Annotated in this window: 12 protein-coding genes; 8 read left to right on the top strand and 4 right to left on the bottom strand. The window is 41.0% G+C overall.

Annotation, left to right across the window (positions count from 1 at the left end; genetic code table 11):
• Positions 1-69: 69 nt before the first annotated feature.
• Positions 70-789, top strand: a complete 720-nt coding sequence (locus tag QZU45_RS04620) for a phosphatase PAP2 family protein (RefSeq protein ID WP_295352210.1) — start codon at positions 70-72, stop codon at positions 787-789.
• 90 nt (positions 790-879) lie between these two features.
• On the opposite strand, the gene QZU45_RS04615 is transcribed toward QZU45_RS04620, so the two are convergent.
• Entirely contained in the window at positions 880-1,716 is an 837-nt protein-coding gene (locus QZU45_RS04615) for a tetratricopeptide repeat protein (protein ID WP_295352207.1), read from the bottom strand.
• Between the two features lie 11 nt (positions 1,717-1,727).
• Positions 1,728-3,455, bottom strand: coding sequence for a DUF3413 domain-containing protein (locus tag QZU45_RS04610; RefSeq protein ID WP_295352204.1), 1,728 nt, complete (start codon positions 3,453-3,455; stop codon positions 1,728-1,730).
• A gap of 167 nt (positions 3,456-3,622) precedes the next feature.
• Here QZU45_RS04610 and QZU45_RS04605 point away from each other — a divergent pair, with 167 nt between their 5' ends.
• Positions 3,623-5,281: a hypothetical protein gene (locus QZU45_RS04605; RefSeq protein ID WP_295352201.1), complete on the top strand. Its 1,659-nt coding sequence runs from the start codon at positions 3,623-3,625 to the stop codon at positions 5,279-5,281.
• 146 nt (positions 5,282-5,427) lie between these two features.
• On the opposite strand, the gene QZU45_RS04600 is transcribed toward QZU45_RS04605, so the two are convergent.
• Entirely contained in the window at positions 5,428-5,583 is a 156-nt protein-coding gene (locus QZU45_RS04600) for a hypothetical protein (protein ID WP_295352198.1), read from the bottom strand.
• Positions 5,584-6,150: 567 nt separating this feature from the next.
• On the opposite strand from QZU45_RS04600, the gene QZU45_RS04595 reads away from it, so the two are divergent.
• The 6 genes from QZU45_RS04595 (at position 6,151) to mmuM (ending at position 12,897) form a co-directional block, all read left to right on the top strand.
• Complete coding sequence (locus QZU45_RS04595) at positions 6,151-7,539, top strand: hypothetical protein (RefSeq protein ID WP_295352196.1); 1,389 nt, start codon at positions 6,151-6,153, stop codon at positions 7,537-7,539.
• 26 nt (positions 7,540-7,565) lie between these two features.
• On the top strand, positions 7,566-8,024 hold the full coding sequence (locus QZU45_RS04590) for a type III secretion system chaperone (protein ID WP_295352193.1): 459 nt from the start codon (positions 7,566-7,568) through the stop codon (positions 8,022-8,024).
• A 102-nt stretch (positions 8,025-8,126) separates the two neighbouring features.
• Complete coding sequence (gene queA / locus QZU45_RS04585; protein ID WP_295352190.1) at positions 8,127-9,212, top strand: tRNA preQ1(34) S-adenosylmethionine ribosyltransferase-isomerase QueA; 1,086 nt, start codon at positions 8,127-8,129, stop codon at positions 9,210-9,212.
• 9 nt (positions 9,213-9,221) lie between these two features.
• Entirely contained in the window at positions 9,222-10,337 is a 1,116-nt protein-coding gene (gene tgt, locus QZU45_RS04580; protein WP_295352187.1) for a tRNA guanosine(34) transglycosylase Tgt, read from the top strand.
• A gap of 191 nt (positions 10,338-10,528) precedes the next feature.
• The gene (locus QZU45_RS04575) at positions 10,529-11,962 is read left to right on the top strand and encodes a sodium:alanine symporter family protein (protein ID WP_295352184.1); all 1,434 of its coding nucleotides are present in this window, start codon (positions 10,529-10,531) and stop codon (positions 11,960-11,962) included.
• Positions 11,962-12,897 (top strand): homocysteine S-methyltransferase, encoded by a 936-nt coding sequence (mmuM, locus tag QZU45_RS04570; RefSeq protein WP_295352181.1) that lies wholly within the window; start codon positions 11,962-11,964, stop codon positions 12,895-12,897. Before QZU45_RS04575 ends, mmuM begins: the two co-directional genes overlap by 1 nt.
• An 85-nt stretch (positions 12,898-12,982) precedes the next feature.
• On the opposite strand, the gene QZU45_RS04565 is transcribed toward mmuM, so the two are convergent.
• Positions 12,983-13,627 (bottom strand): hypothetical protein, encoded by a 645-nt coding sequence (locus QZU45_RS04565; RefSeq protein ID WP_295352178.1) that lies wholly within the window; start codon positions 13,625-13,627, stop codon positions 12,983-12,985.
• Positions 13,628-13,953 lie beyond the last annotated feature (326 nt).

The following is a 13,953-nucleotide window of genomic DNA, read 5'->3' as shown; positions in this document are numbered from 1 at the left end:
GAATATTTCTGGCAGCTTTGTACGTTACTGGTTGTCATGTAATCGAATTCAATTTAGCGAATATTGTTTATGATGAAAAAATTATTACTGATCATTGGGTTAAATTTACTTGGAGTTCTGCTTTTCTTCAGCTGGTTCCATGCTGACGCAAACAGCTTCTGGCCGGTTGTTGATAAGAATGTCTTTTTCTCCTTCAATCATCTGCTGGGTGAGAATGAAGCTTTTAGATATCTGGTTGCCTTCACCAATCTTCGTTTCTTTGACGTGTTTGGCTTTTTAGCCATGGCGCTGGTATTCCTGTTCCACTTTTTAAAGCATGACAAGGATTACCGTCACTTTATGATCTGCATGGGTATCACTATGCTTTTAACAGCAGTGATTGCAAAGCAGTTTGCTATGACTTTAGATTTTGACAGACCAAGTCCAACTCTTCATTTTTCAGCCTTAGGTGAGAACGTTTTATATGTTTCAAAGCTTACAGACTGGCCAGCAAAGGACTGGTCAAAATCCTGTTTTCCAGGTGATCATGGCATGTGTCTGATTATTTTCTGTGTTTACATGCTTCGTTACTTTGGATTTAAGTCATTCCTGGCAGGACTTCTGATTACTGTTCTGTTCTCCTTACCTCGTGTAATGTCAGGTGCTCACTGGGTATCGGATATTGCGGTTGGTGCGGTAACTGTAAATCTTGTAGTTCTAAGCTGGATTTTAATTACTCCTGTCTCTGATTTCATTATTTCAAATCTCATGAGGCTTATGCGCTGGAAGATGCCTTCTTCAGTGCAGTAATAAGAGAAGAGCAACAAAAAAGGAGCCCTCTGATGGTCTCCTCTTATCATAAAAGCTCTCAAAAGCAGCCTTAGTGGCTGTTTTTTTCTATTAGTACATAATGGTGTAGAGCTTTCTTCTGTACTCTTTCTGCAGAGGATCTCCCTGCATGGTATTCAGAAGATCTAGGAAGGTCTTTTTAACCTCTGCATTGGATAAATCCTTCTGCAGCAGATTAAACAGAATCTCCAGTGCTTTTCCTTTCTTTCCTGCCTCAGCTAAAGCAGCAGCATAGCTAGTGGCTATATCTGCATTCTCCGGATCTGCTGCAAACTTGGCCTCAAGCTCCTTTAGAGCAGGGCTGTCTGCAGCCTGATCTGCAAGTGCTAAAGCAGAGATCAGATCTTTGTACTCCTGCATCTCCTGCTCTTCTCGACCGGCATTGTCCAAAAGTTCATGAGCTTTCTCCAGCTGTTTGTCCTTGATACACAGCTGAGCATAGAAATGCTTGTATTCAAGATTCTTTGAATCAAGGCTGTATGCCTCCTTTGCCTTGACAAGAGCTCCTGATATATTGCCCTTCTCAACTTCAGCCAGAGCTGCCTTTAAAAGCATATCTCCCTCTGAAGGCATATATTTCTGAATTGTTTCCTGCAGCTTTTCAACAATCTCATCGCCCTGCAGAGCATCGACTGGTCGGCCGTTCTTCATAACAACAACAGTTGGTACAGACTGTAGTCCTAACTGTCCTGCGATTGCCTGTCCTACAGGCTCGGATACATCAGCCTCAACTAAAGAAAGATATGCATTGTTGTCAGATATGGCACTTCTTAATGCAGTTCCTGCCTTCTCGCATTCAGGAGCATTCATATAGAAGAAAATAAATACTGCCTTCTGCATGGAAGCATCAACAATCACTTCCTTTACATTCTGTTCAGTTAAACGCATATTTAGTCCTATTATTTCTTAAAGCGGTTGAAATCTCTCATTGCGCGGATCAGATTCTCAAGATTTGCCCTTGCAGGTCTGATTTCTTCTTCCGTGGTGGTAACAACTTTACCGTTTCTCTTGTAAATGGTAACTGCATCCTGTGAAATCAGCAGCAGATTGTTACCCTGAGTTGTTGGGATGTAATCTCTCTGCTCAAGAGCTAATACATCATCACCAATTCCATAATTTACACATGGGGTCGTTACCCCTAAAATTTCAACTGCTATGGTTGGATTTATATCAAAAGATGAAGTCAGAACATTTCTTGTTACTCCCTTGTTTTCAGCATCAGGATTGATGATGATAAAAGGAACTCTCTGTTTTTTCTTTGAATAAATAGATGTTCCGCCAATGAATTTATTTCCCATGGAGGAGGAAATAATAATCATGGTTCTGTCGGTAAGGTTCATCTCCTCAAGTTTTGAGAGGAATTTGTTTATCTGAGAATCAAGAAGCTTTAAATGGCGCTTGTGAGCCTCAATAGAGTTCATGTTCAAAAGTGAGTTCAGGGACAGGGTTACTGCCATTCTGTGTTCTGAATTCTTCTCAATGAAGTCAGCCGCCTCATTTAAAAGTACTATATCTGAGGACAGATTCTTCAGCTTGTTATTGGTATTCATACCGGTCATTCTGGCAAGCTTTTCACCCTGAGCTCCGTTGACTGCAGAGATAAAGCCTCTCATCAGATATTCTTCTTTCTGCATTACATCATTAGATACGTTTTCAACGCTGTGGCTGGTGAAGATTTCCTCATACTGGATTGGCAGACCGAACCAGCTTGCAAAAAGATTGTTATACAGGTCGTCGTATGGCAGGAAATGATTTTCAAAACTCAGATTATCCATCTTAAGCTTTATCAGATTAGGAGTGGTATCTGCATCAAGATCTGAGTAGGAAAGTCCGTTTATAAATATCGTTACGATATTCTTCTGCACATTCTTTTCCTCAAACTTAATCTCGGTTAGAGGATAGGCGATATTTGAAGTTGATGAACCGTTACCCTGTGCTGTAATGTCCTCAATCCAGCCGTGAGTGGTCAGGAATGATTTTGCGGTCATTGGATAGTGAGCTGGATATACAGATCTCAGGTTGGTAATTTTCTCGTAGTTGGATGCGTCAGCCCAGATATAGATACCGTGTGAAGTAATAAAGCAGGCTGTAACCACAGTCATGACAATGGCTGGAAAATAATTGTTTCTGACTTCCTGTCTGTAGATTTCTCTAGTAGCCAGTCTTGCGAAAACCAGCTCTAAAAAAATCACCAGCGGAATTGCAATATACATGAAGTTAAAGTTCAGACCGGTATTGAAGGTCAGATCTCTAATCATCAGCGAAACAACAGACCAGGACAGGTGAACCTTCAGAGACAAAAACAGCTTGGCATCAACTAAAAGCAGGATGTGAAGCAGAAAGGCTACGACAATACTGATGATTCTGTATACCTTGAAGTTTCCGATAAAGGTAAGCGGAAAGAAGAATATCAGAAAGCATAAAAAGACCAGAAAACTTATCTGTCCAAGCCAGGTAGCAATAAGATACACAAAGGAGATAAAGCTTTCTGTCTGCGGAGCTCCGTAGACATAGGTAAAGCCGGACAGGATCGCCAGTAGACAGTTTAGAAATATGAAATGGTGACCCCACGTAGTTGATCTTATAGTCTGTTCTTTGGTTAGGAACTGGTTTTGTAATTTTGTCATAGTAATGCGCAATTTTTCTGGCTCAAATCTATAGTTTATTTTACTTGTTTTTTGCAAAAAAAATAAAAAATTACCTCTTATTTTGGAAAATTTTGCCCCCCTTACGTGCAGCCCCAAAAATTTGAGGGTGATAATCAGGGGATATTTTTTGATTAAAAGGTAATTTTATGAATAATCTATCTAACGCCCTGCCTATTATGGTAAATAACTATGCCAAGCTTTTCGGTGTCAGCGTCCGTATTCAGGGCTCAACCGCCTACACCAACGGCAAGGTCATCACCATTCCCCGTCTGGATATTAAAAATCCAATAAAGGCACGTCTGGCGTACGGTTATCTGGCTCACGAGTCAGCCCATATCCGTTATACGGACTTTTCTATTCTGAAAAAGGACAAGATTAAGAATAATCTGTTTCTGTTCTCATTATTCAACATTCTTGAGGATTCAAGAATCGAAGCTCTGATTTCCAAGGAATACATCGGCGTATATGAGAATCTTGAGCTTTTAAGTGATTATTACAAGGAGGAATGGAAGAGTTTCTGTAATACCTTAAATTCCATCAGTGTTCTCAATGTCATCTGTGCTTTTATACAATGCTACTCCCAGAGTCTGTGTCAGAAATTCCGTAACGCCAGGGGAAAGAGCGCGATTCTATATTTTCATCTGCGAAAGCGTCTTAATATCCATGTTCTCAATAAGATTGGTCTTCTGGTAAAGGAATGCTCAGGGGCAGAGGATTCAGAGACGGTATATAAAATCTGCCTTAAGATCTTTTCCCTTCTCAAAAACGACAAATCAGGTTTTAAAGCTGAGGACCGTTCCTTAAAAAACAGCGAGGATAATGATGAGAGATTCAGAAACATTCAGGAGGAGAGCAAGAAAAACTTTAATAAATCAAAGGATAAGGTTTCAGAAGATTTTCTTAGAGAATTTACGAGGTTCAGAATCTATACCGGGGATGATGATTCTAAGGTTACTCCAAGCAGAAACGGAGCTGAAATTATTCAGGAGAACAGCAACAGCAAGAGTTCATCCTCAAGAGAGGACTTCGGAGTGATTGCCGAGAACATCTGTAATCCGGGCAGAGACGATTATATTCAGGAAGTCAGCAACACCTACGGAGTGCGCAACGCTCTTCACAACAGAGTCAGAGCCTATGTTGACAGTCTCGGAAACTGTACTGCTGCAGGAAACAGGATTAATCCTATGAAAGCTCAGTTTATACCTTTGGGAGAGACCAGAATCTTCAAGGATAAAATCTTCAAAAAGGAATTTGAAACTGCAGTTCATATTCTGGTAGATGTATCAAGTTCTATGCTGACTTCAGATGGGGGAGAGAACTCTCGCTGTGAGGATGCCTGCAAGGTCGCTCTGACTTTGTCTCTTGCACTTGAGGGCATTGACGGCATTAAGACGATGGCTACCTATTTCCCCGGACAGTGTTCTGAATATGATGTGGCACTGAAGGCGGATGAGCGTGCTTCAATGGTAGCCTCACGCTTTGATCAGAAACCTCGCGGTTCTACCCCGCTGGCTCAGGCTTTATGGTATTCCTTTGATAAATTTCAGGAAATAGGTTATAGACGTAATATTGTGCTGGTAATTACCGATGGTATGCCTGATTCTGTAAACAACGTTAAAAACTGTTTTGATTATGCTAAGGAACACAATATCGAAATATATGGAATTTCCATTCGCTCGGAGATGATATTAAAGCTGTTTGACAATGCCTCTATCATAGAAAGCGCCAATGAGCTTGAACATAAGGCTTTTTCTCTTTTTTCATCGCTGTTTGATCTCAAAAAGAATCTGCAGTTTGCCGTATAGCTTCTCAATACTATGTAGTAAGGCGATGTGAAAGGCGAGGCTGTTGTTCCGTGCTCCAGAGCTAAAGGTGAATTGCTATCAAAATGTTTAGGAGTTTAACGATGAAATTAGTGCTCGGGGCCGGAAACAACACCTCGGAATAAGGATTAAAGCTTAACTATATTACCGTTTTTGTGTACGACGACGTAAAACTGCAGCAGCTCTCTGTTCTTCTCTAAGAATGTCTTAACATCATCAATTGAGCCAAACTCGTAGCTAACTTCTGCAGGATTGGTATAGGTGGTGAATTCAACTAAGTACATATCTATGTCCTCCATAAAATCATCAGATAAATCTCTGATGTAAATTACAGTTTGAATTGTGACATAAAACACAAAAAATAAAATCCTCGATATAAATCCACAATATTCAACCAAAATGAATAATAAATTATGCGAATTGCTGTGATCATGCCGAATATGTGTTTTCCTCTCTTCAAAAAAAAAAATTTTTTCTGATTTCTGACATCTTATTTTTGCTGAGAGCATATAGAGGTAATTTTTTTATTAAGGATTCAGTGGGAGATACCCATAAGTCTGAATAGGACTTTTGCAGTGTAGCTAACTGTCTGCTTTTTCTTGTAATTCTTCATAAAATATAACTACACTGAATGATTGATTAATGGAGCTGATATCGTCCTTAACTTCTTTGAATAAAAAAATTTGTGAGCTGTGTGAAGATATTTAAAAAGTAGTTACATGTAGTTCAAAAATTAATTTATACTTAAATCAGAATTAAGTTATTACAGTTTTGTAATAGCACATGGATATCGGTGAATAAGACCTTAAGCAATTTGGCAGAAGGCCTAGAGAAAGATAAGAGGCAGTATCATGGTTGATTTAACTTCACTAAATACCTTCAAGAACGTCAACTTAGGCAACGACAACGCTATTGTTAATCTAAATCAGGATAACAAGTTAACTTCAAATACCACTTTCTCCAAGGCAAATATTTTCAGATTTTTGCGCTCATCTTCAACTCAGGCAAATAACAATCATGTTCGTACAGAACTTCTGAAATCCCTGGGAAAAGCTTTCGGTCTGGAGCAGGGCATAGGATCTGGTCCTAAAGGAGAGGTTACCTTCTCAAAAGACTTTATGGATAAGCTTGAGAAAATTTTAGGCCCATCTTTCAAGCGCGAGGACTTTGGTGTTCCTGCAGATGGCGGTGCTGTAAAGTCCGGTAAGCCTTTAACCCAGAGAAGAATCAATCAGATCATGACTCAGGCTGCAGCATATGAGACTAAGGACTTCTCAATTGCAGCTTATAAAGACAAGCTTAATGTGATTCTGAAGGAGCTTGGTATTCCTGATACCACCAAGATGTCCTATGAGGAATTTAAATCATATTTTAAAATGCATCCTAATCCTACTGGACAGGCATTTGCTGAGATTCAGAGATGTCTGGATTTTCTTGAGAATGATCTGGAAGGTATATTCAGAAATGAGCCTAGCTATGAATTTGGTATGGAGTGCATACCTAAAGAAAACAAAGCAGAGCGAGAGGAGCTTGTGGAAAATACTGATGTAAAGTTCCAGATTAAGAATCAGGCTACAGGAAACTATGAGGCATTAAACGGGGCAAAGCTTACTGAATTTACAAAAGATATTCTTTGGCCAAGACTTGGCGGTAATCTGATTCATACTGAAAGAGCAAAGTTCAGTCTGAAGACTTCTGAATCGATTACCCCTCTTAAGAACTATATTGCCTCGATTATCAAAGGGTATGCTAAAAACGGCATCGACTGCTATCTTGAGGCTAAGGCTCAGGGCAAGGAAAATTTATTTAAAGATCATTGTGAGTACCATCTTGGTGCCTGTATGGAGGATAAGGGCAAGAACTTTATTGAGTTCCGTCAGAAGCACCTTGATAAAACTACTGTAGATGTAAATCTTGAGGCCGATCTTGAAGCTGTTCTCAACAGAGCTAATGCAACAACCTTTAAAAAGATGATCGAGGCTGAAGTTTTCCGTCTTAGCAAACAGAATCCTGATGGCGAATGGAAAGATTTTGCTCCTGAGGTTAAGGACATGCTGCGTGGCAAATACGGAGTTGTAACTGTTTTAAATAAACATAATGAGAATGGCGTAACAATAAGAGAGTATACAGAGCTTAAAGAAAATGGTAAAACTGTTATAAGACCTCTTACAGATGATGAGATTGATATAATCGGTCAGGAGATCTGCAACGAGATTGACGGTGTAAACGACCCGGATTAAGAAGAATAGAGAATGATATATAGATCATGGAATGTATTGAAATAATCAAGGCTTTTGGAAAAAAACTTGGAATGGATCTGGAGCTGGATAATGCATATTCCTGTTCATTTCAGGCGGATGATGTGATTGTGACCATTACTGCACTGTCAGAGATTAACCAGATCGTTATTTCCGGCGATCTGGGTACTCCTCCGGCAGAGCAGCTTGAACACCTATATAGAATGATGCTGGAGGCCAATCACCTGTACAGTTCCACCTTTGGAGCAACTCTGAGTTTGAACGGAGACAATGAGCACTTTGCATTATGCAAGGTACTTCCATGCAAAGCTCTGGATGATGAAACCTTCTACAATGAAATGGAATCTTTTATCAGTACCTGTGATACCTGGGAGAAAGTAATCAGAAACTATCGCAGTATGGTTACCAATTTCCCAGACAAAAAAATGGAAGAGATTTTTAATCCAAATACCTTTATCCCCGTATAAGTCGAAAAAAATCGCTTTTTAAAGCAAAAGAAAGCTCTAAAAACTAGTCTTTGTGCTCAAAAATGATACAATACTCACAAGTTTTTTTGAGGACATACGAAGTTGTTAAGAAGTGATTTTAATTTTGACTTACCTTTAAATCTAATTGCAGATTATCCATCAGAGCAGAGAACTGGATGCAGAATGCTGTGTCTTGACGGTTCTGACGGTAAGCTTTCAGATCAGCATTTTTATGATTTAAAAAACTTTTTACAACCTGGCGACCTGCTGGTATTTAATGATACCAAGGTTATTCCTGCCAGAATGTACGGCAAAAAGGATACCGGTGGCGCAATCGAGTTTCTGATTGAAAGAATCATCTCAGAAACCTGTGCTCTAACCCATATCAAGGCCAGCAAGGCTCCTAAGACCGGAGCAGTACTGCATATTGACGGCGGTTATGAGGTTAATGTTATTGGCCGTGACGGTGATCTTTTTAAGATTGAAACCGTTGGCGGAAAGTCTCTTTTAGACATTCTATATGCAGTAGGTCACATTCCTCTTCCTCCTTATATTGATCGTCCGGATGAGTCTTTAGACCGCGAACGTTATCAGACTGTTTATTCAAAGAACCCAGGTGCAGTGGCTGCTCCTACTGCCGGTCTGCATTTTGACAAGGAGCAGCTGGAGGATCTGAAGGCCTACGGTGTGAATATGGCCTTTGTTACTCTGCATGTGGGTGCAGGTACCTTCCAGCCTGTAAGAGAAGACGATATTCTAAAGCATCATATGCACAAGGAATTTGTTCATCTGACTAAAGAGGTCTCCGATGCAGTAATTGCTACTCACAAGGCTGGTCACAGAGTGATTGCTGTGGGAACAACTGCGGTAAGATCACTTGAGTCAGCTGCCTCCTTTGCAAAATCACAGAACAGCGCTGATGAGATTATTCCATTCTCAAACGATACCTCTATCTTTATCTACCCAGGCTACAGATATCAGGTTGTGGATGCTCTTATCACCAACTTCCACCTGCCGGAGTCAACACTGATTATGCTGGTGAGTGCCTTTGCAGGTTATGAGCGAACCATGAATGCCTATAAGCATGCGGTTGAGGATAAATACAAGTTCTTCAGCTATGGTGACTGCATGTTTATAACCAAGAATCCGAAAGCAGATGAGGATCTTCCTCCTTCAGCTAAAAACTAGAGGCCCTTTATGAAATTTGAACTAAAGAAAAAATGCGGCAAGGCCCGTTTAGGTCAGATGGTTTTTGACCGTGGCGTGGTCAGAACTCCTGCTTTCATGCCTGTTGGTACCTGCGGTACTGTTAAAGGTCTGCGTCCTGAGAATGTTGAGGAGATCGGTGCAGATATTCTTTTAGGTAATACCTTCCATCTGTGGCTAAGACCTGGTACCGATGTCATCAGAGCTCATGGCGATCTGCATGATTTTATGAACTGGAAGAAACCTATTCTGACTGATTCAGGCGGTTTCCAGGTATTTTCTCTATCTGATATCAGAAAGGTTACCGAGGAAGGTGTTAAGTTTAGACATCCTATCAACGGTTCCAAGCTGTTCCTTTCTCCTGAGATTTCTATGCAGATTCAGTATGATCTGGGCTCTGACATTGTGATGCAGTTTGATGAATGCATAGGTCTTCCTGCTCCTCGTGAGGAGATGGCCAGAGCCATGAGACTGTCACTGCGCTGGGCTAAACGCTCAAAGGATGAGTTCAACCGTCTTGGCAACAAGAACTCTCTGTTTGGTATCATTCAGGGCGGTTCTGATGAGGCTTTACGTGAGGAATCTCTAAAGGGCCTAACTGATATCGGCTTTGATGGCTATGCTATCGGCGGTCTTGCCGTAGGTGAACCTAAGCCTGTGATGTACAAGGCTTTATCCCATATAGCTCCTATCATGCCAGAGGACAGACCAAGATATCTCATGGGCGTAGGTACTCCTATGGATATTCTTCAGGGCGTGCTCAACGGTGTGGATATGTTTGACTGTGTAATGCCATCAAGAAACGCAAGAAATGCACATCTGTTCACTTCAAACGGTATTGTAAGAATCAGAAACAGCAAGTACGCTATGGACACATCACCTTTAGATGAGAAGTGCACCTGTTACACCTGTCAGAACTATTCAAAGGCATATCTGCATCATCTGGACAAGTGTCATGAAATTCTTGGAGCTCATTTAAACACCATTCACAATCTGCATTTCTACGAGCATTTTATGGCTGATATCCGAAAGGCCATTGAAGAGGATCGTCTTGAGCAGTTTGCTGAGGAATTCTATAAGGTATACGGCTATCCTGAGAAGGTTTAAAACAGCTGTTCTGTTTATGAAAAGATCTCCTCGGAGGTCTTTTTTTATGCAAAAAATTTCATTTTTAAGCCTTTTTTTATCAAATTTTGCTTATTTGTGGAGCTTTTCTCCATATTTCCTATCTTTCTGTTCAATTTCGCTTCCGATATGTTTAAAATCTCTAAACAAAATTTCATAAGGAAAACCTTTAAATGGAAAGTATTGCAAATTTCCTGTATGCCTTAGATGACATTCTCTGGGGAACAGGTATGACCGTTATCCTGATTGGTACCGGTATTATTCTTACCCTTAGATTCCGTTTCAGATATCAGTTCAGATTCCTTTTCAACATTAAGAACACCTACGGAAGGATGTTTGAAAAGAAAGCCCCTGGACATGGAACTATCTCTGGCTTCAAAGCAGCCTGTACTGCTCTTGCCAATACCATTGGCACCGGTAATATCAGCGGTGTGGCAACTGCGATTGTAAGCGGTGGCCCTGGAGCTCTGTTCTGGATGTGGTTTTCTGCTTTTTTCGGAATGTCCACCAAAGCCTGTGAAATTATTATTGGTCAGCGTTACCGTGAGCACTATAAGAATTCTATGGATGAGTATGTCTGCGATCGTTCATTTGCTCTTAAAAATGCTTTTGGCTGGAAGAAAGGTGCGATTGTTCTGGCTCTGTTCTGCTTTATCCTCGGTCCCTGGACCTGCTGTGTGCAGACTGAGGCCGTGGTAGGTTCCGTAAAGGAGGCCTTTGGTATTTCCGGACTGATAACTGTAATTATTATCGGTGTGACCTGTCTGCTAACCATCTGGGGCGGTCTTCGCAGTATTTCTGCGGTAATGTCCAAAGCGGTTCCTATTATGTCTACGCTGTACATCCTGATGGGACTTGGCGTAATTATTCTTCACTTCAGGGAAATCCCTTCCGTGATTGAACTTATTATTGTCAGCGCCTTCTCTCCTACCGCAGCTGTTGGAGGCTTTGCCGGTGCAACTGTAAAGGATGCTATTCAGTACGGTGTTGCCCGCGGTATTTATTCAAATGATGCCGGAACCGGCTACGGTATGATTGCCCATGCCAGTGCTATCACCGATCATCCTGTACGTCAGTCAATCTGGGGCTTTGGCGAGGTATTTCTGGATACCATGATCATCTGCTCCATTACCGCCTTTACTATTATTCTTACCGGTTCCTACTATACCTCAGAGGCTACCTCAAGTACTCTGACCACTATTGCCTTCACCAGCGTCTATGGAGAAATCGGAGGCAAGCTTACAGCCATTGCGGTTGCGGTTCTGGCCTGGACTACAATTATCGGTATGTACTACACCTGTGAGAAGTCTGTGAATTATGCTTTTGGTGACAGTGCCACCAATAAAAAGATGATGTCCTTCTACAAGATCTACTATCTCATTCCTTGCGTTATTTTCTACAATGTTCAGGCAGATATTCTCTGGGCTTTGACAGATATTCTCTCAGCGGTATATGTTGCTATAACTCTGTTCATTATTGCCGCTAAGCACAAGGAAATCTTCAGAATCTTTGATGATTTCTACAAGCGTTTCCTTCCTGCTCAGGAGAGGGGAGAGAATCCTCCTGTGGTATCATTTGACTGCAGAAAAACAGAGGAGAAGGATTAATGATTGATTTTAAAAATTATTTAAATAAACAGAAGTTTGTAATTGTTGACGGTGCGTTTGCAACTGAACTTGAAAGACTCGGACTTGATATCAAAGATCCTCTGTGGTCAGCCCTGGCTCTGATCGATCATACCGATATGATTGAAAAGGTTCACTCAATGTATTTAGAGGCTGGTGCAGATATTATTATCTCCTCAAGCTATCAGGCAACTGTAGACGGATTTGAGAAAAAGGGGATTGATAAGGATAAGGCTCTCTCTCTTATCGCTTTATCGGTTGATCTGGCAGTCAGGGCAAGGGATGAGTTTGTAAAATCACCAGACTTTGACTCTGCTAAAAGACAGATCCCTCTGGTGGCGGCCTCAGTTGGACCTTACGGTGCTTATCTTGCTGACGGTTCTGAATATCGTGGGGATTACAAAATCGGATTTGATGAGCTTAAAGCCTTCCATAAGGAACGACTTGCGGTTCTGGCTTCAGCCTCACCTGATCTGTTTGCCTGTGAGACTATTCCAAATCTTACCGAAGCCCTAGCTATATTAGGCGCTATCGACGATCTGAAACTTGATGTTCCTGCTTATATTTCATTCTCCTGCAAGGATGGAGAGCATATATCTGATGGTACTCCAATTAAGGACTGTGCCTGTGCTCTTGATGAATTTTCCGGTGTTGTTGCGGTTGGCCTTAACTGTACCGCTCCTAAGTACGTGGAATCCTTAGTTAAGATTCTGAAAGAGAATACAGATAAGCCTGTGATTGTCTATCCTAATTCAGGAGAAATCTACAATCCTTTCACCAAAACCTGGAGCGGTGGTGCTGTAAGTTTTGCTGAGCGCGCAGCAACCTGGTACAAGGCAGGAGCCCGTCTGATAGGCGGCTGCTGCAGAACCACTCCGGAAGATATCAGGGCGATTTCTGATTTTGCCAGAAACTAGGTCCCTGTAGACATGGGCCGTAAAGAAACAAAGGCACTATTGAAATTAAGTGCCTTTGCTTTTTGTGTCTGCAATTTTTTTGTTTCTAGTGCAGTTTCTTTTTCAAATCCTTTAGGAGGGCATCTCTGGCAAGAGCTATGGCCTCATGATAAGCCTCCTCGGTTCCAATGTTCTTTTTGGTTTTTCCGCTGCCCTTTATCTGGATTTTATTTTCGGAAGATTCATTTTTGAGGGTAATTACAGCCTCTATTTCTGCATTGATATCAATATCCCAGACTCCTGGGCTATGCCAGGTCCAGAATTTTATAACTTTAACCTCAGCGATCAGGGTATCTGCACTTAGGTTATCCTTTTTATCAATGAGACTGTAGTCGCTGTTCTTAAGACCCTTTATCAGCGCATCCTTTGTTATTCCTGTTACACTCTGATTCTCATGAAGATGTATGGTTCCTATAGCCATTCCCAGAGTGTTTCTTTTAAGGCCAATGACTCTTTCAACATCTTTCTCATCGTCAGGAATTACCTGTAGTGAGCGATCATCAGCCTCTTTCTGGAATTTTCTGCCGTCAACGACAGATCTGATGTAGATGGTTTTGGTGTTTAAAGTTTCAGTTTCACTGACAACTGGAGAGTTGTCCTCTGGAGTATTGTTTGGATCTGATGCTGTGCAGCCTGAGAGCAGAATACAGCTGCAGAAGATCAGTATAAAGCTAGAGAATAATCTTTTCATAGGACATATACTCCCAAAAACAGACAACTGTTTTGAAAACAGTAAATTTAAAACAAGCTTAATTTGAGTATATGGGAGAGAAACTATAAAAGTTGTGAAAAAGTCTGCAATTTCAAAGCAGATGTAATGGAACTTGAGTATTTCAGCATGAGATTGAAAAAAAACATGCTGAAAGAGGATTGGAAAGGCTATTTTATTATAAATTATGTTGGCTCGAAAACCCACTATTTTAACCGTGTGGATGAGAGCCCGTTAATATATTAAAAGTAAAATTGCAAAATAAAAAGTTGCCAACTTTGTCAGTTGCAATAATAGCTATATATCAA

This window comes from uncultured Succinivibrio sp., from assembly GCF_902756765.1.
Lineage (GTDB): Bacteria > Pseudomonadota > Gammaproteobacteria > Enterobacterales > Succinivibrionaceae > Succinivibrio.
This window is presented reverse-complemented; position numbering and strand designations above follow the sequence as displayed.